General features: G+C 62.5%; 24 protein-coding genes, 1 pseudogene and 1 riboswitch. Of the genes and pseudogenes, 15 read left to right on the plus strand and 10 right to left on the minus strand.

Annotated features, from left to right (window positions below; translation table 11 throughout):
• Positions 1–174 precede the first annotated feature (174 nt).
• Complete coding sequence (locus ASD02_RS12655; protein ID WP_025427862.1) at positions 175–351, minus strand: CbtB-domain containing protein; 177 nt, start codon at positions 349–351, stop codon at positions 175–177.
• 42 nt (positions 352–393) lie between these two features.
• A riboswitch (cobalamin riboswitch) is annotated at positions 394–663 on the minus strand.
• A complete protein-coding gene (locus tag ASD02_RS12660; RefSeq protein ID WP_057220744.1) occupies positions 662–1354 on the minus strand; it encodes a TetR/AcrR family transcriptional regulator in 693 nt (230 codons plus the stop codon). Its footprint overlaps the riboswitch before it by 2 nt.
• Positions 1355–1457: 103 nt before the next feature.
• On the opposite strand from ASD02_RS12660, the gene ASD02_RS12665 reads away from it, so the two are divergent.
• Positions 1458–2288 (plus strand): NAD(P)H-binding protein, encoded by an 831-nt coding sequence (locus ASD02_RS12665; protein WP_156408401.1) that lies wholly within the window; start codon positions 1458–1460, stop codon positions 2286–2288.
• A complete protein-coding gene (locus ASD02_RS12670; RefSeq protein WP_025427859.1) occupies positions 2285–2764 on the plus strand; it encodes an anthrone oxygenase family protein in 480 nt (159 codons plus the stop codon). Before ASD02_RS12665 ends, ASD02_RS12670 begins: the two co-directional genes overlap by 4 nt.
• Before the next feature lie 46 nt (positions 2765–2810).
• Here the strand turns inward: ASD02_RS12670 and ASD02_RS12675 are convergent, their stop codons facing one another.
• From ASD02_RS12675 to ASD02_RS12690, 4 genes and pseudogenes are all read right to left on the minus strand, one after another.
• A complete protein-coding gene (locus ASD02_RS12675; RefSeq protein WP_025427858.1) occupies positions 2811–3608 on the minus strand; it encodes an SDR family oxidoreductase in 798 nt (265 codons plus the stop codon).
• Positions 3609–3718: 110 nt separating this feature from the next.
• Positions 3719–4282, minus strand: a complete 564-nt coding sequence (locus tag ASD02_RS12680; protein ID WP_025427857.1) for an SRPBCC family protein — start codon at positions 4280–4282, stop codon at positions 3719–3721.
• Positions 4279–4653, minus strand: coding sequence for a metalloregulator ArsR/SmtB family transcription factor (locus tag ASD02_RS12685; protein WP_225906551.1), 375 nt, complete (start codon positions 4651–4653; stop codon positions 4279–4281). The genes ASD02_RS12680 and ASD02_RS12685 overlap by 4 nt, the downstream gene beginning before the upstream one ends.
• A 44-nt stretch (positions 4654–4697) precedes the next feature.
• Positions 4698–5488 (minus strand): annotated as a pseudogene (locus ASD02_RS12690) (crotonase/enoyl-CoA hydratase family protein).
• A gap of 95 nt (positions 5489–5583) precedes the next feature.
• Between ASD02_RS12690 and ASD02_RS12695 the strand changes: the two are divergent.
• A complete protein-coding gene (locus ASD02_RS12695) occupies positions 5584–6165 on the plus strand; it encodes a TetR/AcrR family transcriptional regulator (RefSeq protein ID WP_038576295.1) in 582 nt (193 codons plus the stop codon).
• Positions 6166–6181: 16 nt separating this feature from the next.
• Here the strand turns inward: ASD02_RS12695 and ASD02_RS12700 are convergent, their stop codons facing one another.
• Entirely contained in the window at positions 6182–6568 is a 387-nt protein-coding gene (locus ASD02_RS12700; RefSeq protein ID WP_025427854.1) for a hypothetical protein, read from the minus strand.
• A 90-nt stretch (positions 6569–6658) separates the two neighbouring features.
• Between ASD02_RS12700 and ASD02_RS12705 the strand changes: the two genes are divergently transcribed.
• Complete coding sequence (locus ASD02_RS12705; protein ID WP_051509174.1) at positions 6659–7591, plus strand: LysR family transcriptional regulator; 933 nt, start codon at positions 6659–6661, stop codon at positions 7589–7591.
• Between the two features lie 68 nt (positions 7592–7659).
• Positions 7660–8010, plus strand: coding sequence for a VOC family protein (locus ASD02_RS12710; protein ID WP_025428215.1), 351 nt, complete (start codon positions 7660–7662; stop codon positions 8008–8010).
• Between the two features lie 55 nt (positions 8011–8065).
• Here ASD02_RS12710 and ASD02_RS12715 read toward each other — a convergent pair whose 3' ends face one another.
• On the minus strand, positions 8066–9349 hold the full coding sequence (locus ASD02_RS12715) for a cystathionine gamma-synthase family protein (protein ID WP_025427853.1): 1284 nt from the start codon (positions 9347–9349) through the stop codon (positions 8066–8068).
• Between the two features lie 124 nt (positions 9350–9473).
• Here ASD02_RS12715 and ASD02_RS12720 point away from each other — a divergent pair, with 124 nt between their 5' ends.
• The 4 genes from ASD02_RS12720 (at position 9474) to ASD02_RS12735 (ending at position 14297) form a co-directional block, all read left to right on the plus strand.
• The gene (locus tag ASD02_RS12720) at positions 9474–9932 is read left to right on the plus strand and encodes an Lrp/AsnC family transcriptional regulator (protein WP_025427852.1); all 459 of its coding nucleotides are present in this window, start codon (positions 9474–9476) and stop codon (positions 9930–9932) included.
• A gap of 258 nt (positions 9933–10190) precedes the next feature.
• Positions 10191–11480 carry a mechanosensitive ion channel domain-containing protein gene (locus ASD02_RS12725; protein WP_057217674.1) on the plus strand — a complete coding sequence of 430 codons (1290 nt, stop codon included), beginning with the start codon at positions 10191–10193 and terminating at the stop codon, positions 11478–11480.
• 313 nt (positions 11481–11793) lie between these two features.
• Positions 11794–12426: a LysE family translocator gene (locus ASD02_RS12730; RefSeq protein WP_025427850.1), complete on the plus strand. Its 633-nt coding sequence runs from the start codon at positions 11794–11796 to the stop codon at positions 12424–12426.
• A 179-nt stretch (positions 12427–12605) separates the two neighbouring features.
• On the plus strand, positions 12606–14297 hold the full coding sequence (locus tag ASD02_RS12735) for an alpha/beta-hydrolase family protein (RefSeq protein ID WP_025427849.1): 1692 nt from the start codon (positions 12606–12608) through the stop codon (positions 14295–14297).
• Between the two features lie 15 nt (positions 14298–14312).
• On the opposite strand, the gene ASD02_RS12740 is transcribed toward ASD02_RS12735, so the two are convergent.
• Entirely contained in the window at positions 14313–15203 is an 891-nt protein-coding gene (locus ASD02_RS12740; protein WP_025427848.1) for a LysR substrate-binding domain-containing protein, read from the minus strand.
• A 147-nt stretch (positions 15204–15350) separates the two neighbouring features.
• Between ASD02_RS12740 and ASD02_RS12745 the strand changes: the two genes are divergently transcribed.
• The 4 genes from ASD02_RS12745 to ASD02_RS12760 all read left to right on the plus strand — a co-directional run bounded on the left by ASD02_RS12745 (position 15351) and on the right by ASD02_RS12760 (position 17895).
• Positions 15351–16016, plus strand: a complete 666-nt coding sequence (locus ASD02_RS12745) for an isochorismatase family cysteine hydrolase (RefSeq protein ID WP_025427847.1) — start codon at positions 15351–15353, stop codon at positions 16014–16016.
• A 61-nt stretch (positions 16017–16077) separates the two neighbouring features.
• The gene (locus ASD02_RS12750) at positions 16078–16380 is read left to right on the plus strand and encodes a GYD domain-containing protein (protein ID WP_038576291.1); all 303 of its coding nucleotides are present in this window, start codon (positions 16078–16080) and stop codon (positions 16378–16380) included.
• Positions 16381–16391: 11 nt separating this feature from the next.
• Positions 16392–17207 (plus strand): transporter substrate-binding domain-containing protein, encoded by an 816-nt coding sequence (locus ASD02_RS12755; protein ID WP_025427846.1) that lies wholly within the window; start codon positions 16392–16394, stop codon positions 17205–17207.
• Positions 17208–17229: 22 nt separating this feature from the next.
• Entirely contained in the window at positions 17230–17895 is a 666-nt protein-coding gene (locus tag ASD02_RS12760) for an amino acid ABC transporter permease (protein WP_057220746.1), read from the plus strand.
• Between the two features lie 6 nt (positions 17896–17901).
• Here the strand turns inward: ASD02_RS12760 and ASD02_RS12765 are convergent, their stop codons facing one another.
• A complete protein-coding gene (locus tag ASD02_RS12765; protein ID WP_025427844.1) occupies positions 17902–18768 on the minus strand; it encodes a LysR family transcriptional regulator in 867 nt (288 codons plus the stop codon).
• A 128-nt stretch (positions 18769–18896) separates the two neighbouring features.
• Here ASD02_RS12765 and ASD02_RS12770 point away from each other — a divergent pair, with 128 nt between their 5' ends.
• Positions 18897–21344: an FAD-dependent oxidoreductase gene (locus ASD02_RS12770; RefSeq protein WP_057217677.1), complete on the plus strand. Its 2448-nt coding sequence runs from the start codon at positions 18897–18899 to the stop codon at positions 21342–21344.
• Entirely contained in the window at positions 21341–23788 is a 2448-nt protein-coding gene (locus ASD02_RS12775; protein ID WP_057211084.1) for an FAD-dependent oxidoreductase, read from the plus strand. Before ASD02_RS12770 ends, ASD02_RS12775 begins: the two co-directional genes overlap by 4 nt.
• The last annotated feature ends 122 nt before the right edge of the window (positions 23789–23910 follow it).

Here is a 23910-nt window from a genome sequence, read left to right on the forward strand (position 1 = left end):
GCGCCATGCATCTGGCAGGCAGCGCCGTGTCCCACTGGCAAATATGCGAACGGCTCCGTCCGGCAGATCTTCAATCTGCATCAGACGCGAGCAAACGCGTCCGGCTGTCTGCCGGAAGCGTTTTTGTCCGCAGCTATGTCGATGCGGAACGCAAGTCGCGTCCCGGAACATCGCTTAGTGGCAGGGGAAGCCATAGGAGTGGCGGGTGTCGTGCGCGGTATCGTGCAGCACGGCCGAGTTCGCCAGGCCTGCGCCGAAGACGAGGAAGCCGCCGATGAGGAGCGCGATGATACCTGCGGTCAGACGATCGCTGAGGGAGAGCGGAATGCTCGAAACTGTAGATGTAGCCATGACAACCTCCGTGATGGCGTCGGGATCTTTCCCGGTTTGGGCCCTATGCCCGCATCGACTGGCAGGTTTCCTGGCTCAGGACGTCGGGTGAGATCACCCTGGATTTGCCTCGCCTTCCCAGAGCAAGGGCCGCCCTCTCGCGGTCTTGTCTCCAGTGGCTTCTTCCGGATCGCTCCGGAACGGCGCATTCACGTCGCTCTACAGTCGCGGGGTCGGCCGTGATTTGAATGCCCAGCATGGGTCCATCCGTCACGTTCCCGTTTACTCCCGAAACGCGTTCGCGTTGCGGGAACCAATCGATCCACGATGATTAGGATCGCACCCCGGAGATGTCAATTAGACTTGCGCCGCCGCCCGGTCCATCCGCGACAAAATCACGAAGGATCATGCGTTTATAGGCTTCGACGATCTGGTCGCCCTCTGCTCTGGTGACGGAGACCGCAAGCCGCATCGTGCAATCGCCGAGATGCATGATCAAAAAGGCGGCGCTGTCGATCGTTTCGCGCGGCGTGTCGGGCGCAAACCGAGCCCAGACGTCGGCCAGAAGCTGGCCGCCGGCACGGCTTTGCAAAAGGTCGATCTCGCGCAGCGCCTTGTCGGCCTGCATCGCTGACCAGATGTCGCGCATCACAGGCTCGGCCAGGAACATATCGTAATAGATGTCGAACAGCATGGAGAAGGCGTCACGCAGTTCCGAGATCGACGTCACCTTGGCAAGCTCGGCCCCGATGCATTCATTGCAGACCGCATTGTAGCGCTCGGCCAGCGTGCGCACGACCGCCGCCTTGTCGGGGAAGTACTGGTAGAGGGAGCCGATCGAGATTCCAGCCTTTTCAGCGACTTCGCTCATGCGCATGGCGTCGCTGCCCTTCTCCTGGATGATCGCCGTGGCGCAGGAAAGGATGTGCTCGACGCGCTCGCGGCTGCGCTTCTGGCTGGGCGTGCGGCGCAGCGCCGGCTCGTCGTCAGCGGGGATTGTGGAAGGGCTTGCATCGGGAATCATGAGTAATGCTCACATTTTGACTTGACTCCTAAAATACGAGGATTTATCACATTTGCAAATGTGAGAGATGCTCATGTTTTGCAATCAACCTCAGGAGGAAGCGATGACTGACAAACTCACACTGGTTCTGGGCGGTACGGGCAAGACGGGGCGGCGGGTGGCGGCCCGCCTTGAGGAGCGGGGTATCGCGGTGCGCATCGGCGCCCGTTCGGCATCGCCTTCCTTCGACTGGACGGATGAGGCGACCTGGGCGCCCGTGCTTGAAAATGTCGAGCGCATCTATATCAGCTACCAGCCGGATCTGGCGGTGCCGGGCGCCGTCGAAACCATCCGCAAATTCTCGAGGCTTGCCGTTCGCTCGGGCATCAAGCGGCTGGTGCTTCTGTCGGGGCGCGGCGAGGACGAGGCGGAAGCGGCCGAGCGCGAACTGCAGGCCTCCGGCGCCGACTGGACGATCATCCGGGCAAGCTGGTTCTTCGAGAATTTCAGCGAGGATTTTTTGACCGATTCCGTTCGCAGCGGATCGGTGTTCCTGCCGCCGGATGAGATCACCGAACCCTTCATCAGCACCGACGACATCGCCGACGTGGCAGTTGCAGCCCTTCTGGACGAGGGGCATGTCGGCAAGGTCTATGAGCTGACAGGCCCGCGGCTGATGACCTTTGCCCAGGCCGTGGCCGAGATCGCGACGGCTGCCAACCGCCGGATCGGCTATCAGTCCGTGCCGGTTGCCGACTTCACGGTGCAGTTGCGGGCCGCCGGATTGCCTGATGACTATGTCGAACTCATCCGCTATCTCTTCACGTCGGTGCTCGACGGGCGCAATTCGCAAGTGACGTCCGATGTCGAGCGCGTGCTTGGGCGCAAACCGCGCGACTTCGCCGACTATGCCCGGGAGACCGCTGCAACTGGTGTCTGGAGTATCGCCGCATGATCCCGCTGATCCCCGCTCTGGCGTTTGCCGCCGCAATCGGCTCCGGCCTGATGGCCGGGCTGTTCTTCATCTTCTCGGTCTGCATCATGCAGGCTTTGTCGCGGCTGCCGGCGGAGCAGGGGATCGCGGCGATGAACGCCATCAACGTGGTGATCCAGAATCCGCTGTTCCTCAGTACCTTCATGGGCACGGCGCTTCTGGGGCTCGCGCTGGTCGTCGCGGCCTTCATCTGGGGCGGTAACGGCAGCCTGCTGCTGGCGGCCGGCGGCATCGCCTACGTCGCCGGCGTGCTGATCGTCACCATTATCTTCAACGTGCCGATGAACGATGCGCTGGCGGCTGCCACGTCTGGGCAGGCTGCCACCGAAATCTGGCAGCAGCACTACCTGACCGACTGGGTCTGGTGGAACCATGTGCGCACGATTTCCTCGATCGGCGCTCTGGCGCTGTTCATTCTGGGTTTTGCGCGCAGCTGAAGAGAACGACCGACGCGACCCTGTGAAGGTCCGCCGGTCGTTCATTTCAATCAACCAGCGAGCCGCAGGTGAGGTTGGCGATCGCGCCGGTCATGGCGCCCGCCCGGTCCGAGGCGACGAAGGCGGCATAGTCGGCGACCTCGTCGAGCCTCGGGAAACGGCCGAGCAATGTGCCGGACTTTGCCCGACCGTCGAGCATCTCCTCCACAGTGGTATCGAACCGGTCGGCAAACCCTTGAAAGACGGCGCGCGCATGCGAAGCTGGCAGTGCCTCGGGAATGGCATCCGGCCGCAGGCAGATGACGCGGATGCCATGGCTGCCGAGTTCGCCGGCGAGAATGCGCGAGAAGGTCTCGATGGCGCCGCAGGTGGTGCCGTAGCCGAGGAAACCCGAGCCGGACATGCGCGAGCCGGGCGTCGAAAGCGTCAGGATGACACCGCTGCCGTTTCTTTCCATCTGCGCTGCTGCCGCCTTGGCGGTGATGAAGTTGGCGCGGGTATAGGCTGCAATCGGGTGCTCGAACTGTTCCAGCGTCAGCTCAGAAAGCGGCGGGCCCTGAATGTGGGCAAAGCCGACAGCGGTCAGGACCACGTCGATCCTGCCGGTTCGGTCGACAACCGATTGCGCATGCCGCTCGACGGCGGCTTGATCCATCACGTCGAGGACGTCGAACTCCGCCTTTCCACCCGCCGCCCGTATTGCCTTGGCCGTACGATCCAGGGTTTCGGCCGTTCGTCCAACGAGAAAGACACTCGCGCCTTCGCGGGCAAAGGCACGCGCCGCAGCACCGCCGATGGCGCCGCTGCCGCCATAAACAATCGCACTCTTATCCTGAAGCAACATTGTAGCCTCCCTTGATCCTGTTGGGGTGAATGGGCGTGCGGCATGGGCCCCTGGATCGATATCGATCCAAGGGAGAAAACCGTGCAGCAAGTATGATGTGTTAACGGGTACTAGCGCGCAGCGATCTGCCGCGCATATTCCTGTTCGAGCCTAGTATGCTTGTTCCAGAAGCCATGCGAGGTGCGGCCGGAAACCACATCGGCGAGAATGTCGAGATGGGTGTGCCAGCCGGCAGCCACGCTTGCCATCATCTCCTGTGTCGCGATGCGCGAATGGGTGACCACCAGCAGCACTTCTGAGCCCTTGGCCTCCAGATCGAAGCGCACCTGCGACGGCGTCGGCGTGCCTTCGCCCCAGGTATAGGCCAACAGGTACGGCGGCTTGCAGGCGATGATGCGGCCATGGATACGGCTTTCGCCGGCAAGGGCGGCATATTTGGTTGGCGGCTCACCGCAATCCGTGCCGAGGTCCTCATGGCGGAAGATATGTTCGACCGTCGATTCGGCTATAGCACCTATGGTGCCCGACGCCATCCACTGGCGGCGCTTGTCCTCCTCCGTCAGGTAGGCCCAGATGCGCTCGATCGGGCCGGGCAACAACCGCTCGATGCGTGCCGCATCCGGCGCGACGATCCGGGCATATCCGCCGTCGTCCATGCCGGCTTGCGGTGTCATCGCTTCTTCTCCGTTTGCTGCGGCGTCGTGGTCTGCCTGTCTGCGGCCTTCGCGGCGTCCTCGGCCAGAAGCAGTGCCTCCAACACATCGATGCGTTGACGCCAGAAGGCTTCGTAATGGCGCATCCATTCCATGCCGGCATGCATCGGCTCGGCGTCGAGCCGGCAGACATGCGCCCGGCCGCGCACTTCGCGCCGCACGAGACCGGCGCCTTCGAGCACCTTGATGTGTTTCGATGCGGCGGCAAGCGAGATCGAGAAGGGTGCGGCCAACTCGCCCACCAGCCGCTCACCCGCTGACAGATCCTGCAGCATCGCCCGCCGCGTCGGGTCGGACAGCGCATGGAATACGGCGTCAAGCCGATCGTTCATATATTCAACCATGTCGTTGAATATCGCCGATCTCGCGGTTATTGTCAACCGATTGGTTGAATATCTCTGTGCCGATCCTTCCAGGCGACCAACGCCTCTGTGAGGTCCGCGGTCGGCACCATGCGGGCAAATTGTTCGCTTTCCACCAGAAGCCCCTCTGATATCGACATGTTGAGGCCGCGGGTGACGGCGGTGATGATCGTCTGGACGACAAGCGGTGAATGTCGCAGGATGCGTCTGGCAAGCGCGCGGGCGGCAGGCATGAGCTCGTCGTGGGCAACGACGCTGTTGACCAGCCCCAGTTCGAGCGCGTGTTCGGCCGAAAAGTCGTCGCCGGTCAAAAGCAGTTCCAGCGCGCGTTTGCGGCCGGCAAGCCGGGGCAGGCGCTGGGTGCCGCCAAAGGTCGGCGGCATGCCCAGCCTGATCTCGGGCTTGGCGAAACGGGCGCGATCGCTGGCAACGGCAAGATGCACGGCCTCGGTGATTTGCAGCCGCCGCCATAGGCGAGACCGTTGACGGCGGCGATGATGGGCTTGGGAAATGCCTCCAGCCTTGCGGTCAGGCGCTGGCCGCGGCGGACGAAATCACGCACGGCGGTGTTCGCCCCCTTGGCAACGCTCCCGGAAAACTCGGGAATGTCGCCGCCGGCGGAAAAGGCCCGTTCGCCAGCACCGGTGATGATCACCGCGCCGACGGTGTCGTTCACCTCGATCATGTCGAGCAGACCCAAAAGCCAATCGATCAGTTCGTAGTTCAGCGCATTGAGCTTGGCCGGTCGGTTCAGCGTCAGAAGCGCGATGCCATCGGAAATCTGCAGCAATACGGTGTCGGACATGGTGTTCTCCCTTCCTCGCGTCGAGCGAGGCATTGACGAAAGAAGGCTAGGTGAGGGAAGATCAAAAGTATATTCACTAGTCGGTATACATCGATATGGCAAAACCAGAGCGCACCACCCGGGAAGGCATCATCGATGCCGCCTCGAAACTCTTCTATGCCGAGGGCATTCGCGCCGTCAGCGTCGACGCGGTGGCTGAAGCTGCCGGGGTGACGAAACGCACGCTCTATTACCATTTCGGGAGCAAGGACGAGCTGATCGCCGCCTATCTCGAAGGGCGCGACCAGCCGAACCTGGCGCTCTTCCGCAGATGGTTCGATGCAGCAGACGGCGATCTTGCCGCGAAGGTCGAGGCGATCTTCGTCAATCTCGCCCGGGCAGCGCGGCATTCGAAATGGAAAGGGTGCGGCTTCCTGCGCACGTCGGCCGAGCTTGCGAACATGCCCGGCCATCCCGCTATCCGCATCGGTGCCGCCCACAAGAAGAAGTTCGAGGCCTGGCTGACGCAGATGTTTGCCGTGGCGGGCATCGATGATGCAGGCGAGCTGGCGCGCCAGATGCTGTTGCTGCTCGACGGCAGTTTTGCAGTCGTGCTCCTGCACCGGGATGCGAGCTATATGGAGAGTGCCGGCAAGGCGGCAGCGACCCTCGTGCGTGTGGCGACGGCTGCCCGCTGATCTCGGGTTTCTGTCGTCAGGTTTTTTCGTCAGCTTCGACCTTGATGGTGCCGCAGGGATCGAGCACGACGCCGTCTTCGAAAGTGCCGGAGACCAGCCCGCTGACATCGACCCGGTCTCCCGGCTTCAAGGCGCTGTTGTTGTATTCCAGGCAAACGACGCGGGTCCTGGTTTGTGGGCAAAGGGTGGTGACGGCGATCGGATCCTGAACCTCCAACGACACGACCTCGGCCGTCAGCTCGACATCGGGCCACTCCGGCGGTTGCTTCTGCCAGCCCGCAACCATATGGAAGATCGCTTCGCAGCTGGTAACGTGCGGGCCGCCATCTTCGGCGATGGATGGCGCCGGCAGCAACAGAAGCGGCAGCAAAGTGCTGCGGGCGATCCGTTTCAGGTCAAGCATTGAGGTCTCCTGTGTTAAGGAGCCGCTGTAGCAAGGCCAACGATCGCTGGAAAATGATCGCTCCTCATCTCGCATTGAACGGAATTCAGCATGCTCGACTGGCGTCGCATCGACCTCAACAATCTGAAAGTGCTGCATGCACTGATGCTGGAACGCCATGTCGGGCGGGCGGCGGTGCGGCTCGGGGTGACGGCGTCGTCGATCAGCCACAGGCTGCGGCGCATGCGGGAGGATTTTTCCGACGAACTGTTCGCGCGCACGCCAACCGGCATGGCGCCGTCGCCGCGGATGGAAGAGATCGCGGTGCCGCTCAGCGAGATGATTGCCAGCATTACGCTCGCGGTTTCATCCGGCGCTTTGGAAGCGTTGCCCCAGGCGCGCCGGTTTACCCTGGTGGTGCCCGACGGCCTGCGCCAGCAGTTGCTGCCGGTGCTGATCCAGGGCGTGCAACAGGACCATGCGTGCCATAGCCTGGAGATCCGCTCCTTCGAGCGCCGCTCCTACGCCACCGAACTGTCGCAGGGCGAAGTCGATGCGGTCATCTCGGTCGGCGGCGATCGTGACGACCGCAGCCTCGTTGACCGGACCCCGGTTGCGATCGACCGCCTCGTCTGCCTGTTCGGTCCGCTCTGCCCGTTGGCTCCGACGGATGAGGTCACGGTCGAAGGCTATTTGTCAGCCTCGCATCTCTATTCGTTGCCGTGGCCGGTCTCGGACAACCATTTTGATCGGCTGCTGGCGCGGGACGGGCGCTCGCGCCGTATCATGCTCATCATGCCATCGCATCTGGGGATCGGCGATGCACTGACCGCGAGCCGGCTGGTCGCCACCGTTCCGTCGTCACTCGCCCGGCATCTGGCGGGCCTGCATCCGGCGCTCGTCATCCGCCCGCTCGCAATCGACGGCACCGAGGGAACGGTCTTTCTGGAGACCTCGCGCCAGCAGCAGCGGCGGCCGGAGATCGCGCGCTTCAAGGCTGTGGTCGAAACCGCGATCCGGACCGTGCTGCCGCGATCGGAGTAGGCACCACTGCTCTTGGCAAACTTGTCGTGGCGATACAGATTGCCGAGTGGCAAAACCGGGAGGACGACATGGCAGTCAAACGTATCGTGTCCAATCTTTACGCGTCAGATCCGCAGGCCGCGCACGCCTTTTACGCAGATCTGCTCGGGCTCGAGCTGGTGATGGATCACGGCTGGATTCTGACATTCGCGGCCAAAGGGCAGACGGCATTGCCGCAGGTGAGCGTGGCGAGTGAGGGCGGGAACGGCACGCCGGTGCCGGTGCTTTCGATCGAGGTTGACGATGTCGATGCGGTCTATGCCCAAGCCCGGGAAAAGGGCGTGGCGATCGTCTATGACATTACCGATGAGCCCTGGGGTGTCAGGCGCTTCTATCTCCGCGACCCGTTCGGCAACGTGATCAACATCCTGTCCCATTGAGCAGACCGGTCGCGAAGGCGTCGGCGGCCGGTCTGCTGATGTCAGGTTCTCGAAATCAGGCGAGCGTCAGCGCGTTGGCGAGGTCGGCGACCAGATCGTCGGGATGTTCGATGCCGATCGAAAGCCGGATCGTCGTGTCGAGAACGCCGATCCGGCGGCGCACGTCGATCGGCACGCCGGAATGGGTCATCGCCGCCGGGTGGCTCGCCAGCGATTCCGTGCCGCCGAGGCTGACGGCAAGCTTGAAGATCTGCAGTGCGTTGAGGAAGCGGAAGGCCGCTTCCTGGCCGCCTGATATATCGAAGGAGAAGGTCGAGCCGGCGCCAGTGCATTGCGCCGCATAGGCCTTGCCGAGCGGTGAGGCTTCGTCGTGGAAGGGCAGGTAGTGGATACGCTCGACCTTCGGATGGTCGCGCAGGAACTCGGCGACGACGCGGGCGTTATCGTTGGCCTTGTGCATGCGCACCGACAGGGTTTCGAGCGAGCGGCCGAGCATCCAGCAGGAATGCGGATCGAGCTGCGTGCCGATGGCGCCGCGCAACGCCTTCACCTGCTTCATCACCGCCTTCGAGCCGAGGGCTGCGCCGGCGATGAGGTCGGAGTGGCCGCCGACATATTTGGTCAGCGAATAGAGCGAGATATCGGCGCCGTGTTCGATCGGCCGCTGGAAGACCGGTCCGAGCAGGGTGTTGTCGCAGGCGATCACCGGCGTGTGACCCTGCTTGGCGCCGATCGCGTCGGCGACGCGGCGGATCATGGCGACGTCCACCAGGCTGTTGGTCGGATTGGCAGGCGTTTCGATGAGAATGACCGAGACGCGGCCCTTGGCCATCGCCTCTTCGGCGGCCGCGGTCACCGCCGCCTCGTTGACGCCATCGGCAAAGCCGACGGCCGAAACGCCGAGATTGAGGAAGGTTTTCGCCAGCAGCGTTTCCGAACCGCCATAGAGCGGCTGGCTGTGCAGCACCGCGTCGCCGGGCTTGACGAAGGCGAGCAGTGTCGTGGCAATCGCCGACATGCCGGAGGAAAACAGCGCGCAGCTTTCCGTGCGCTCATAGACGGCAAGGCGATCTTCGACGATTTCGCTGTTCGGGTGGTTGAAGCGCGAATAGACAAGACCAGCGCCGACACCCGCCGGCGGCTCGCGGCGGCCGGAGACGAAATCGAAGAAGTCGCGGCCTTCCTCGGCCGAACGGAAGACGAAGGTGGACGTCAGGAACACCGGCGGCTTGACGGCCCCCTCCGACAGTTCAGGATCGTAGCCATAGTTCAGCATCAGTGTTTCGGGATGCAGCTTGTGGTTTCCGATATGAGTCTTGTAGGGGTGCGGCGCGGTCATGGCTTTCTCCTGAAGCGAAACGGGGCGACTGACAGGCAAATTATATCAGACGCCTGGACCGATCCTTGCTATTTGCGATCACATACCCTTGAGTTGCGCAAACTATTGCCAGGACTGAAGGAATATGACGCAGAAAATTGCCGATGAAACCGACCGCCGAATTCTGAAGGAATTGCTGGCCGACGCGCGCATCACCAACAACGAGCTCGCCGAGCGCGTCGGGCTATCGGCGTCGCCTTGTTTGCGCCGGCTGCGGCGGCTGGAGGAGACCGGCGTGATCCGCGGCTATACCGCCTTGATCGACCCGGCGGTCGAGGGCTGGACGATGACGGCGATCGCGACCGTCAGGCTCAGTCGTCAGCACGAGGACGAGATCGTCATGTTCGAGCAGGCGATCCGCGGCTGGGACGAAGTGCTCGAATGCCACCTCGTCACCGGCTCGCGCGATTATGTGCTGAAGGTGATGAGCGCCGGGCTCGAACAATACGAGCGCTTCATCAAGGAGAAGATCGCGCGGCTCAAATGCGTGGCCTCGATCGAGACAAGCTTCGTCATGAACACGATCAAGGAGCGGCGGATCTGAGAGGACTGCGCTGTATGCGGGTCGCATTTTCCCGACGCGACCGCACCAGGTTTTCGGGCGGCGGCTTTGAAAGTGCAAAGGGTGCGCTAGATTCAAAAGAGAGCGTCCCTGGATCACGATGATTTTCGGTCGATCGACCCACGATCATGAACGTGATCGATTCTGGCTAGGGCGGGATGCGGGCGGAAACCGCGCCCACTTTTCCTCACCCCGCTCTCGTGCGCTCAGATGGACGCATGGCGCTCGCGGAGAAAGGCGATGGATTTCGTAGAAGCGTTCGACGCCGTTGGTTCCTGGATGCGGACGGTCCTTCTCAACGAGTGGACGTTCTATCAACTCGCCCTGATTGTCGCCGGCTACCTGGTTTGTGGCCTCCTGGCAAAGCGGATAGAGCCGGCAGTCGAAGCTCGCGCACGCACCATCAAGGGCAATCCGGACTTGCTGCGCGTCATCATCGCTTTCATGCGGCGGCTACGGTGGCTATTTCTGATTATATGGCTGTGGATCGCCGATGCGATGCTGTTGCGCTTTGGATGGCCGTCATACCGATGGCTGGTCGGCACCGCGCTTACGCTTACGGCGGCGTGGTTTGTTATCTCGGTCCTCACGCGCATCATCAGAAATCAGACGCTGGCGCGTGTTGTTGCCGTCACTGGCTGGATCTACTTTGCGCTCTACGCGATTGGCCTCGATCGCGTGATCCTGACGACGCTCGATGGCGTGGCGTTCAATCTCGGCGCGGTTCGCCTTTCGCTGTTGCTTGTCTTGAAGGCTATCGTCCTTTCCTTTGCGCTGATCTGGCTCGCCGTCCTGTTCGGTAACGTCTCGGCGCATTGGATACAGAGGTCTGCGGATCTCACCCCCTCCTTCAAGGTCCTCATCAGCAAATTGGTCAAGATCGCATTGATCTGCTTCGCCGGCTTAATCGCCCTGAACGCCACCGGTATCGACTTGACCGCATTGACGATCTTTTCCGGTGCCGTCGGTGTCGGCATCGGCTTTGGCCTGCAGAAGGTGGTCTCCAACTTCATCTCGGGGATCATTATCCTGCTCGATAAATCCATCAAACCGGGCGACACGATCACACTCGGCGATACCTTCGGCTCGGTCCGCGACCTGCGATCCCGGTTCGTCTCGGTGATCACGAGAGACGGCAAGGAATACCTCATTCCAAACGAAGACTTCATTTCGCAGCAAGTCGTGAACTGGTCGTTTTCCAGCGACTATGTTCGCATCGAGATCGACTTCGGAACATCCTATGACAGCGATCCGCACGAGGTCGCGCGCATCGCCATCGAGACCGCCGCATCGATTCCGCGGGTCGCCAGCACCTATGCCCGGCCGGTCTGCTGGATGACCGGTTTCGGTGCATCATCGCTCGATTTCAAATTGAGGTTCTGGATTTCCGATCCGAGCAACGGGCTGACGAATATTCGCGGTCAAGTGCTGATGGCGCTATGGGATGCGTTCAAGGCGGCCGGCATTTCCATCCCGTTCCCGCATCGTGAAATCATCATGAAGACACCTGTCGAGGTGACCCGCGCGTGAAGCGGAACGCCGCTACGCGGGTGGTGTGGAGGACGATGAAACGCCCGACGCTGCACACGTCTTGGGCTCGCAACACCGGACTGGACAACTATGGGAGGCGACGTTGCGGCCTGCGCGTCGGTCGCCCTCGGCTGGGAGATGCGCGCCGCATTCCGGCTTGTAGATTCCAAAACGGCAGGCAGGTGGGCGTGGCAAGGTCGGGCCGGCCCGCAATGTCTGCGTGCGCGCATTGGCCCATTCGCCTTGCCAAGCAAGCGCAGGCATTGTCTATTGCCAGCTTATCCGCACCGTCCAGCCTATCGGGAGCACATCGATGCCTTCAATGGAACTGCTGTTGGCTTTCCTCGCGACCACGGCGATCTTCGCCTATATCCCCGGTCCTGCGATGCTCTATGCGGCGGCGCAGACGATGGCGCGCGGCCGCTGGTCCGGATTGATGGCGACGCTTGGCATTCACCTCGGCGGTTATGTGCATGTTTTCGCGGCGGCTGCCGGCCTGTCGGTGCTGTTTCATGCGGTGCCGGTGCTTTACATGGTCGTCAAGTTTGCCGGTGCGGCCTATCTCGTCTGGCTCGGCATCTCGCTGTTTCGCGCCAAGACGCAAGGGGAGCGCGCCTTGCCCGGCATCCAGGCGAAATCCGGCCGGCGCGCCTTCTTCGAGAGCATCACCGTCGAAGTGCTGAACCCGAAGACGGCGATCTTCTTCGTCGCCTTCCTGCCGCAGTTCATCGATGCATCCGCGGCGTTTCCGGTCTGGCTGCAGTTCGTCATCCTCGGCACGATCGTCAACCTGATGTTTTCGTCGGCTGATATTGCCTGCGTCATCCTCGCGGGCGTGCTGATCACCCGGCTCAAGCGTTCGAGCATGGCGCAGCGCGCCATGCAACGCGTCGGCGGTGGTGTGCTCGTCGGGCTCGGCGTTCACCTGGCCTTCCAGAAGAGCTGATCCGCACCCACCGCGTGTAAGGGGATGCCGCATTCGCCGCTTTGGCAAGGGTTGTCGCGCCCGTAGCGGTTGCAGGGCCGATACGAGGTTGTCGGCGCGGTGACTGGCGGTTATCAATCGGGTAACGCGTCGATCGGAATGGCGCGCTCGATGAACGACCGTGAACAAGGAGCCTGCCGGTGGATCACCTTCAAGAGACAGGTCTGCGCGTGGCAAAGTGGCCCATTCCACAGTTCGTGTCCGGGCATAGGGCGTCGTTTTCGACGACGGGCCTCATCGTCGGGGTGCTGTTTTTCGCTGCATCGCTGACGCCAAGCCTGATCCCGCGCCCCTATGTCATCCAAGCGGTCATCTCAGGTCTTTCGCTGTCTGCCGGCTATGCCATCGGCGTGTTCCTTCGTTGGCTGTGGTCGTTTCTCGAGCTGCCCGATGTGCGGCCACGGACCGGGCTGATCCTCAAGCTGGTGGCTGCCCTCGGCTGCACCGCCGTTGCACTCGCCTTCCTCTGGCGGGCGGCGGCGTGGCAGAATACCGTGCGGAACCTCATGGGCCTCGACCCGGTCGAGAGCGCGGAGCCGCTGAAGCTTGGCCTGATTGCCGTGCTCGTCTTCATCTTCATCGTCCTGCTGGCACGGCTGTTTCGGTTGACGTTCCGCGTTCTCGCCAGGCGCTTCGAGTATGTGTTGACGCGGCCACTGGCAAAGCTCGCCGCAGTAGCGGCGGCAATTGCACTGTTCTGGTCGGCCACCGACGGGGTGATCTTCCGCTACGCTCTGCATGCGGCCGACAGCTCGTTCCAACGGCTCGACGCGCTGATCGATCCTGATGTGGCGCCGCCGACTGACCCGATGAAGACGGGCAGTGGCGCGTCGCTGATGACCTGGGATGAACTCGGGCGGCAGGGACGCCAGTTCATCGCGTCAGGGCCGAGCGCCAAGGACATCGGCGCCTTCTTCAATGGCGGGGCGAAGGAGCCGCTGCGGGTCTATGCCGGGCTCAATTCGGCCGAGACGGCAAAGGAGCGAGCGAAGCTCGCGCTCGAAGAACTGAAGCGCGTCGGCGGGTTCGAGCGCTCCAACCTTATGATCGTTGTGCCGACCGGAACGGGCTGGATCGATCCGCCGGGGCTCGATTCGCTCGAATATCTGTTGAAAGGCGACGTCGCCAGTGTCGCGGTGCAATACTCCTACCTGACGAGCTGGCTCTCTCTGCTGGTCGAGCCGGAATATGGCGCCGAGACAGCCAACGCCCTGTTCGACGCGGTTTACGGCTACTGGACGACGCTGCCCAAGGACAAGCGGCCGCGGCTCTATCTCTACGGCCTCAGCCTCGGCTCGATGAATTCGCAGGGTTCGGTCGACCCGTTCGACATCATCAGCGATCCGTTCCAGGGCGCGCTCTGGGTCGGCTCGCCGTTTCCGACGAAGACCTGGCTATCGATCACCCGCAATCGCAATCCAGGGTCTCCGCAATGGCGCCCGCTCTATCGCGACGGATCGGTGATCCGCTTCACCAACCAGGCGAATACGCTTGATATTCCGGGCCCTGAATGGGGCAATGTCCGCATCGTCTACCTGCAATATGCCAGCGACCCGATCACCTTCTTCGATCCGTATTCCTTCTACCGCGAGCCGGACTGGATGAAAGCGCCGCGCGGGCATGACGTCTCGCCCGATCTTCGATGGTTTCCTGTCGTGACGATGTTCCAGCTTCTGGCCGACATGGCGATGGGCACGACGACGCCGATCGGCTACGGCCACGTCTATGCGCCGGAACACTATATCGATGCGTGGATGCAGGTTGTCGATCCGCCGGGCGTAACCGCGGATGATGCGGTGCGGCTGAAGGCGCTGCTCAAAGGGCGCTATTGAAGGGTACGGCGCCAGTCAGTCGCCACGCAGGTGGGCGGCGATCTGGTGGGCAAGCGCCTGGATCAGCGGTTCCTCGGCCTTCTCCGTCGGACAGAGAAGATAGTAGCCTGCTGATGCCGGTATCGCCGTCGGGAACGGCTGGATCAGCCGGCCTTCCTGCAGGTAGGAGCGGGTGAGAACGTCCGAGACGAGCGCAATGCCCTGTCCCTGCAGGGCGGATGCGACGGCGACGGCGACCGAGGGCACCCGAACGCTGCGGCTGCCTTCGAGCGAGATGCGCGAGGCGGCCGACCAGCGCGTCCATTCCCGCCCGTCATCCTCATGCAGCAATGTGACGTCGCGCAGCTTCCTGTCGCGGTGCGAGCCTTCCAGCCGCGGGAACAATAACGGCGAACATATGGTCCTGAGCTTCACGTCGCTGACCACCTGCCACCACAGGCCGTCGAAGGGCGGATTGTCGTAGACGATCGCCAGGTCGACATCGTCCCAGAGGACGTCGCTTGCGCGAATGCAGCTGCGCATGGCGAGATCGCTGACGCCGCGCGCATCGGCGAACTGCACCAGGAGGCTGGCCATCCAGGCGATCGCCAGCGCCGGCGGCAGGGCGACCGTCAGCTTCTTCTGGTGGTTTTCGAGCTGCCGCTCGGCACCATTCTCGACCGCGACGGCAAGATTGCCCATGGCATGGGAGACGGTCTGGGCGAAATCACGTCCGGCCGCCGTCAGGCGGATATTGCGTCCCGATTTCTCCAGAAGTGTCAGCCCCGTCGTCTCTGAAAGCCGGCGCAGCTGCAGCGATACCGCGCCGGGGCTGAGGCCCAGTTCGTCGGCCGCCTGGCGCACGGAGCCGATCCGGGCGACGGCTTCGAAGGCCCTGAGATAAGGCAGGAAATGCAAAGCTTTCATTCGAACTTCCGCCTTGATTGACAATCGACTGTCGCGTGCAAAGCAATAGCAATTGTTTAGCAAAACTAGACAATATCAAGCACAAAAAATCGCTATTCCCAATCGATTTTTGCTCCTATGAATTGGATCGGAGAGAGGGAGACATGCATGATCGAGGCCCAACCATTTGATTTTCCTTATGACGGAAAGCTGGTTCCGTCGCAGACCGCGCTGATGGTGATCGACCTGCAGATCGACTTCTGCTCGCCCGACGGCTACTTCGCTTCGATGGGCTATGATCCGGCGCCGCTTAGGGCAATTCTGCCGGCCGTCAACCGTGTCATCGCCGCGGCGCGGCAAGCCGGATGCCTGATCATCCATACGCGCCAGGGCTATCGTGCCGACCTCGCCGACATGACGCCTTACGAAAAATGGCGCCGCAAGCGCTCGGGGCTGGAAAACACCGAGGTCCTGCTGCGCTCGAGCCCCGGCTTTCAGCTGCTACCCGAGCTCGATGTCGCAGACAGCGACGTCATCATCGACAAGACCTGCAACAGCTCGTTCACCTATACGGATCTCGAGCATGTGCTCAGAGCGCAGGGCATCACCCATATGCTGTTTACCGGCTGCACCACCGACGTCTGCGTGCATACGACGTTGCGCGAGGCCTGCGACCGCAATTTCCAGTGCCTGACGATCTCGGATTGCTGCGCCAGCGGCGAGCAATGGGCGCATGAGGCGGCGATCAACATGATCTCGATCGAGAACGGCATCTTCGGCACGGTCTCGACCAGCGACGCGGTCATCGCCGGCCTGGCAAAAGCTAGCCGCTAACACTGACGCCAACACCACATCACCGGTTCTGATGCCAACCGTTTCAACGGAATGATGCCCCATGCAACGATATATCTCGCTAATGAAACTGACGGCCAAGGGATTGGCCGAACTCGCCGACAGCGGCGCGCGGCGCAAGGTGAGCGAAGACCGCGTTTCTTCGCTCGGCGGCCGCTCGGTCGCCTTCTACGCCACGCTCGGAACCTATGATTTCGTCCAGGTTTTCGAGATGCCTGATAATGCGTCGATGATGCAATACGTGCTGACGGCACGACGCGACGGGTTCGTCGACCCGCTTATCCTTCCCGCCTTCGACAGCCAGACCTATGGCGACATCGTCGGGCGCGTTTCACCAACACAATGAGGGGAATAGAGATGATCAGACTGGCATCGCATGCAACCCTTCTCGGAACCATCCTGCTGTCGGCGGGGCTTGCCCAGGCGGAGCCGCCGGCTTTTGCCGCCGATGGCGATATCGGTGTGTGCACCACCGCGGCCTTTCCGCCGCTGACCTTCAAGGAAAGTCCGGCCGATCTAACCCCGACCGGCATCGATATCGAGATCGTCGAAGCGCTCGCCGGTCTCTGGAATGCCAAGGTCAACTATACCGTCACGGAGTTTGCCGGGCTGTTGCCGACGCTCGGGGCCGGGCGCTGCGACTTGATCGTCAGCGGCATCTACATCAACGCCAAGCGCCGCGAGACTTATGACGGCGTGTCCTACATGAAATCGGCCACCGCGATGGTGACCAAGGCCGGTAGCGACACAATCAAGGCGCCGGAGGATCTGAGCGGCAAGGTGATCGCGCTCGAAGCCGGCGCCTACTACAAGCAGGAGCGGATCGAGCCCCTGAACAAGGAACTGATCGCCAAGGGTCAGCCGCCGGTCGAGGTCCAGGAATATCCGACCCAGCAGGCGGCCTACCAGCAGGTCCTCGTCGGCCGCGTCGATGCGACGATGACCGAAGAGGCCGAAGGCGCCTACCGCGCCTCGCGTTCCGACGGGACGCTGCAGCTTCCCTACACGTGGGCATCGGATTTCACCTACGGCATCTACAGCCGCCAGGAAGGCAGCGATGCGGCCGCGGTCAAGGCTGGGCTGAAGGCCCTGAAGGAGCAGGGTTTTTTTGCCGGCATCGCCAAGAAATACGGGCTGGACCCGGCGCTGTTCGACGTCGATTACGATCGTTGAGGCTTGAAAAGGTGGACAGGGCATGAACTTCGACACGAAACTGTTTCTGGATGCCCTGACCATGCCGGTCATGTTGCAGGGGGCGGCCATCGCGATCCTGCTGTCCATCCTGGTTCAGGTCGCCTCGTTTCTGCTCTGCCTGCCGCTCGCCGTCGCCCTGAACTCGATGGCGGCGGTGCGGCGCACGGCGGCCCAGCTCTATGTCTGGCTGTTTCGCTCGTCGCCGCTCATCCTGGTGCTGCTGATCGTCTGGAACGGTGCGCCGCAGCCCGGCCTGACGCGCGCGCCCTGGTACACGCCCTTTGCCGCCGCCTTCATCGCCTTCACGCTGGTGACGACCGCCTATATGGCCGAAGCGATGCGCGGGGCGCTCGCGGCGATCGGCCAGGGGCAGACAGATGCGGCACGCGCGCTCGGGCTCAACCGCCTGCAGACCTTCGGCCTCGTCGTCCTGCCGCAGGCCTTGCGCATCGTCATGCCGGTGCTCGTCAACGAGTTCATCAACCTGATCAAGCTGACCTCGCTTGCCTATGTGATTTCGATGCGGGAGATCATGGCCGTCGTCAACGACGCGATCGCGTCGAGTTTCCGCTTCGTCGAATGGTATTCGGCAGCACTCGTCTACTATCTTGCGATCGTCTCGATCCTGATGTTTTTACAGCGGCTGATCCAGCGCCGAATGGCGTAACGTACATTAGGCTTCCTCCTCATTTCCTGCGGAAAGCAGCACCTCCATCGCACCGATGATCTTGCGGTGCTGATGGGCATGACGGGTGCGCAGACTGGTGGCGGCGTAGACCGTCTGCGGGATCACCGGCGCATCGGCAACAAGGGCGACGTGGCCGGATTGCGTCAGCCGTCTGGCCGTTGCGGTGGTGACATAGGCGGCTCCGCCGAGCGAATGCAGGAGCATGGTGATCGCCATGTTCTGGCCGGTCGCAACAGGCGCTGCGGAGAGATGCGGCAGAGCCAGCCGGTGAGCGCGATCGAAGGCCGGCGAATAGATCGCCTGGATATAGGTCTCGACCCTGATATCCGATAGCGCAGCCGCTTCCGTGCTCACCATCATGTAATGCAGATCGCCGATCCTTTCGTAATGAAGATCGGGCAGATAGTGCGGGGTATAGAGCATGGCGAGGTCGAGGTTGCCGGCGCCGAGATCCCGGTTCATCTGGTTGGAATAATCCGCTTCCATGTAGATTTCGGTTGTCGGCAGCTCACGCCTGATCGTGAATAGCCATTCGCCGGCAAAGGCTTCGGCCAGATCGTGCTGGATGCCGAGCCGCATGGAGCGCTCCAGCGCGCCGGCATTGGTGACCGCGCGCGTTGCCTCATGCCACTGGTTTTGCAAGGCTATTGCGTAGTCTAGAAACCTGAGTCCGGCGGCTGTCGGCACGGTTCCACCCTTGTTGCGGGTAAAGAGCTTGCGATTGAACTGTGCCTCCAGCGCCTTGACGCGGTGGGAAACGGTGGACTGGGTGATGTTCAGCCGCTCGGCCGTGCGGTTGAAGGAACGGGTTTCCATCAGGTCCAGAAACGTCTCGATCAGATCCACTTGCATCGGCATCCCATCCGGTTTCGAAGTTCCACTCAATCTAATCGAATTCTTCGATCAATAAAGCCTGTTTCCATCGCTTGATGGCGCCTCGTTTCGACGGCAAGAATTCCGGCAAAACGAGGGAACAGTGCATGTCGAATTTGCCGTCTCACGCGCGTGTCGTGATCATCGGTGGGGGAGCGATCGGCGCTTCCTCGCTCTACCATCTTGCCAAGGCCGGCTGGACCGACTGCGTGCTTCTGGAAAAGAACGAGCTGACGGCCGGATCGACCTGGCATGCGGCCGGCAACGTGCCGACCTTCTCGTCGTCCTGGTCGATCATGAACATGCAGCGCTATTCCGCCTCGCTCTACCGCGATCTCGGTGCGCTCGTCGATTATCCGATGAACTACCACGTCACCGGCTCGATAAGGCTCGGCCACTCGAAGGAGCGGCTGCAGGAGTTCAAGCGTGTCGTCGGCATGGGTCGCTACCAGGGCATGGACCTCGACATCCTGACGCCCGACGAGATGCGCAGCCGTTATCCGTTCCTCGAAACGCACGAGCTGACCGGTGCGCTCTACGACCCCTATGACGGCGACATCGACCCGGCGCAGCTGACGCAGGCGCTGGCCAAGGGCGCGCGCGACATGGGCGCAAAGATCATCCGCTTCTGTCCCGTTACGGCGGCGCGCCGCGAAAACGACGAATGGGTGATCTCGACGCCGCAGGGCGAAATCCGCTGCGAATACGTCGTCAACGCCGCCGGCTACTATGCCCGCGAGGTCGGCAAGATGTTCGGCCGCGACGTGCCGATGATGGTGATGAGCCATCAGTACGTGCTGTTCGACGAGATCCCGGAACTGGCCGCCTGGTCGAAGGAGGTCGGACACAAGCTGCCGCTCTTGCGCGATGTCGACAGCTCCTATTATCTCCGCCAGGAGAAGAACGGCATGAACCTCGGGCCCTATGAGCGTAACTGCCGGGCACACTGGACGACATCAGACGATCCGATGCCCGAGGACTTTTCGTTCCAGCTCTTCCCTGACGATCTCGATCGGCTGGAATGGTATCTGAACGACGCTGTCGAGCGCGTGCCGATCCTTGGGACCGCGGGGCTGTCGCGGATCATCAACGGCCCGATCCCCTATGCGCCCGACGGCAATCCGCTGATCGGGCCGATGCCCGGCGTGCCGAACGCGTTTGAGGCCTGCGTCTTCACCTTCGGCATCTGCCAGGCCGGCGGCGCCGGCAAGGTGCTGGCTGAGTGGATCACCGAGGGCCAGACGGAATGGGACATGTGGTCCTGCGATCCACGCCGGTACACCGACTATACCGACCAGGACTATTGCATCGCCAAGGGCATGGAGATCTACGGCCACGAGTACGCGATGCATTTTCCGAAGCACTATTGGGCGGCGGGTCGCGGCAAGAAGCTGTCGCCGATCCACGACCGGATCCAGGCACTCGGCGCGCAATTCAAGCCCTATAACGGCTGGGAACGGGCGATGTGGTACGCCAAATCAGGTGACGACACCTCCGAAGAGGCAACGCAGACCTGGGGGCGGGCGGGGCCGTGGGCCAAGCGCATCGAGGAAGAGTGTCTCGCCGTGCGCGATGCCGCCGGCATCCTCGACCTGCCGGGGTTCTCGCGCTTCCGGATCAAGGGCAAGGGCGCGACCGAATGGCTCTCGGGCCTGATCACCGGCCGGGTGCCGAAGCCGGGCCGCATCGGCCTTGCCTATTTCTCCGACGACAAGGGCCGCATCGTCACCGAAATGTCGGTGATGATGCTGGACGAGGATTTCTTCTTCCTGATCACGGCGGCAACGGCGCAGTGGCACGATCTCGAATGGCTGCAGAAACATCGGCCCGCCGATGCCGCGTTCACGCTTGACGATGTCACCACGCAGTTTAGCTGCCAGATCCTCACCGGGCCGAAATCGCGCGACATCCTTGCCGATGTCAGCGATGCGGATCTCGCCAAGGGCTGGCTCACGCACCAGACAGCGCAGATTGCCGGGCGCTACTGCCAGTTGGTGCGGGTATCCTTTGCCGGTGAACTCGGCTGGGAGATCCACACCAAGGTGGACGATACCGCCGCGATCTTCGATGCCGTCTGGGCTGCCGGAGAGAAACATGGCCTGAAACCCTTCGGCATGGAGGCGCTCGACAGCCTGCGCATCGAGAAGGGCTACCGCGCCTGGAAGGGCGACCTTTCCACCGATTACACCATCCTGCAGGGCGGGCTGGAGCGCTTCGTCGACTGGGCAAAGCCCGGCTTCAAAGGCAAGGCGGCGCTGGAGCGCGAAAAGCAGCAGGGTGTCAGCAAACGTTTCGTCACTTTGACAGTCGCCGCCGACGGCTGCGACGCGCCGTATATGTCGACGCTCTGGTCGGACGGCCAGGTGGTGGGCGAAACGACCTCGGGCAACTGGGGCTACCGCGTCGGCAAGTCGATTGCGCTCGGCATGCTGCGCGCCGATCTCGCCGTGCCCGGCAACGAGATCGAGGTCGAGATCTTCGGCGACCGCTTCAAGGCGACCGTCGAGGCCGACCAGCCGCTCTGGGATCCCTCCAATGAAAGACTGCGCGCATGACCAAGCCGATTCCCTCGAAAGCCCGGGCAGTCATCATCGGTGGCGGCGTCTCCGGCTGTTCGGTCGCCTATCACCTCGCCAAGCTCGGCTGGACCGACGTGGTGCTGCTCGAACGCAAGCAGCTGACGTCGGGCACGACCTGGCATGCGGCCGGCCTGATCGGCCAGCTACGCGCCTCGCAGAACATGACGCGGCTGGCAAAATATTCCGCCGACCTCTACGTCAAGCTGGAGGCCGAAACCGGCATCTCCACCGGCATGCGCCAGAACGGTTCGATCACCGTGGCGCTGACGGAAGAACGCAAGGAGGAGATCTACCGCCAGGCTTCGCTGGCGCGCGCCTTCAACGTCGATGTGCGTGAAATCACGCCTGACGAAGTCAAGGCGATGTATCCGCATCTCAACACCTCGGATGTGAAGGCGGCGGTGCATCTGCCGCTCGACGGCCAGTGCGACCCGGCCAACATCGCCATGGCGCTCGCCAAGGGTGCGCGGCAGAACGGCGCGACGATCATCGAGGGCGTCAAGGTGACCGCGGTTCTGAAGAAGGACGGCCGGGTAACGGGCGTGACCTGCGAGCAGAACGGCGAAAGCTATACGATCGAAACCGACAACGTCGTCAACTGCGCCGGCATGTGGGGCAGGGAGTTCGCGCGACAATCCGGCGTCACCGTGCCGCTGCATGCCTGCGAGCACTTCTACATCGTCACCGAGGCGATCCCCGGCCTCAAGCGCCTGCCGGTGCTGCGCGTGCCGGATGAATGCACTTACTACAAGGAGGATGCCGGCAAGATGCTGGTCGGCGCCTTCGAGCTGAAGGCCAAACCCTGGGGCATGGACGGTATCCGTGAGGATTTTTGCTTCGACCAGTTGCCAGACGATTTCGACCATTTCTCGCCGATCCTCGAAATGGCCGTCAACCGCATGCCGATGCTGGAGACGGCGGGCATCCATACCTTCTTCAATGGGCCGGAAAGCTTTACGCCGGACGACCGCTACTATCTCGGCGAGGCGCCGGAAGTGAAAGGCTATTGGGTCGCGGCCGGCTACAACTCGATCGGCATCGTATCGTCAGGCGGCGCCGGCATGGCGCTCGCCCAATGGATGAACGACGGCGAGCCGCCCTTCGATCTCTGGGAGGTCGATATCCGCCGGGCACAGCCCTTCCAGAAGAACCGCGCTTACCTCAAGGATCGGGTCTCTGAGACGCTGGGGCTGCTCTATGCCGACCATTTCCCCTATCGCCAGATGGCGACGGCGCGTGGCGTGCGCCGCTCGCCGCTGCACGAGCATCTGAAGGCGCGTGGCGCGGTCTTCGGCGAAGTGGCCGGCTGGGAGCGAGCCAACTGGTTTGCGAATGACGGCCAGGAGCGCGAATACCGCTACTCCTGGAAACGGCAGAACTGGTTCGAGAACCAGAAGTCCGAACATCTGGCGGTTCGCAACGGCGTCGGCCTGTTCGACATGACCTCCTTCGGCAAGATCCGGGTGGAGGGGCGCGATGCGCTTTCCTTCCTGCAGCGGCTTTGCGCCAACGAGATGAATGTCGAGGCCGGCCGTATCGTCTACACCCAGATGCTCAACGGCCGTGGTGGCATCGAAAGCGACCTCACGGTCACGCGCCTTTCTGAAACCGCGTTCCTGCTCGTCGTTCCGGGCGCCACGCTTCAACGTGATCTTGCTTGGCTGCGCAAGCATGTGCGCGACGAGTTCGTCGTCATCACCGATGTCGGTGCCGGCGAAAGCGTGCTCTGCGTCATGGGGCCGAAGGCGCGCGAACTGATGCAGAAGGTGAGCCCGAACGATTTCTCGAATGCGGCGCATCCCTTCGGCACGGCGCGCGAAATCGAGATCGGCATGGGGCTCGCCCGCGCCCACCGCGTCACCTATGTCGGCGAACTCGGCTGGGAGCTCTACGTCTCGACCGACCAGACGGCGCATGTGTTCGAGGCGCTGGAGGAGGCGGGGCAGGATGTCGGGCTGAAACTCTGCGGCATCCACACGCTCGACAGCTGCCGTATCGAAAAGGCCTTCCGCCATTTCGGCCACGATATCACCGACGAGGACCATGTGCTCGAAGCCGGGCTCGGTTTTGCGGTGAAACCCGACAAGGGCGATTTCATCGGTCGCGAGGCGGTGCTGGCCAAGCACAATCGCGGGCTTTCGCGCCGGCTGGTGCAATTCCGGCTGGCCGATCCCGAGCCTTTGCTCTTCCACAACGAAGCGATCGTGCGCGACGGCCAGATCGTCGGCACCATCACCTCGGGCAACTACGGCCACCATCTCGGCGGTGCCATCGGCCTTGGTTATGTGCCGTCGGAAGGCGAAAGCGACGCCGACGTGCTCGGCTCCAGCTTCGAGATCGAGATCGCCGGCACGCGGGTGAAGGCGGAGGCGTCGCTGAAGGCGATGTACGATCCGCGTTCCGAGCGGGTGAGGATGTAACGACGGCGTTTGAGGCTGCCCCTCATCCGGCCTGCCGGCCACCTTCTCCCCGTTTGACGGGGAGAAGGAGACGTGTGGCGACCGCCGTGCCTGAGTAAGGGCGCGGTTGAGGTGCGGGTGGA

Origin of the sequence: Ensifer sp. Root1252 (genome assembly GCF_001425885.1) — a bacterium.
Taxonomy (GTDB): Bacteria; Pseudomonadota; Alphaproteobacteria; order Rhizobiales; family Rhizobiaceae; genus Ensifer; species Ensifer canadensis.